The following is a 686-nucleotide window of genomic DNA, read 5'->3' as shown; positions in this document are numbered from 1 at the left end:
TTTTGGATAGAAAAACCTTAAGGATGCTACGCCAATATTATTGTTTTTCATAAAAAATATTGAATCAATCATGCGATTTGATGCTATCAACAGATTAAAACTACCACCATCCTTCAGTAAAAAACCGCCAATTTTTATAAAATCTTCAAGGCTCGTATCCTGTTCATGATGATAAATGTTTGTGCTATCATTACCCCTGTAAAAGGGTGGGTTTGCCACAACTACATCAAAGTATTGCAATCCAAAAGAATTTTTCAAAGACCTAATATCTTCACCAACCACATGTACTTTTTGTTTCAATCCGTTTACCTCTAAGTTATACCTGAGAAGCTCCAGCATGTAAGGGTCCCTCTCCACAGCCCATACATGGCATCCATACTTCAGGGCCACAAGGATGGAAAGAGCACCAAAGCCAGCACCAAGGTCTACAACTTTAGATTTTCTTCTTATACCCTTCAGATTTGCAACAAAAAGAATTTCCACTATTGAAAGCCTGTGAGCTTTTGGCTGTCTGAACCTTACCTTTCCCCTGAAAAATTCAAACTCCTTATATTCTTCCAAGTCTTTCTACGAGTTCAAGGAGAGTTCTTGCCCTTTCCCTTGTTTTTTCCCATTCTTCTATCTCTTCCATTGTCTGGGCTGTAGCCAGTTTTTTGACAGCCTGGTCAAAGAGGTCCTTTTCCTTA

Annotated in this window: 1 protein-coding gene; it reads right to left on the bottom strand. The window is 38.6% G+C overall.

What is annotated here, in order from left to right; genetic code table 11:
• Positions 1-561: methyltransferase (locus ABDH49_09270; protein MEN3047127.1), on the bottom strand; the 561-nt coding region annotated here is incomplete at its 3' end.
• Positions 562-686: the final 125 nt, after the last annotated feature.

This window comes from Candidatus Hydrothermales bacterium (genome assembly GCA_039630235.1).
In the GTDB taxonomy this organism is placed as follows: domain Bacteria; phylum Hydrothermota; class Hydrothermia; order Hydrothermales; family JAJRUZ01; genus JBCNVI01.
This window is presented reverse-complemented; position numbering and strand designations above follow the sequence as displayed.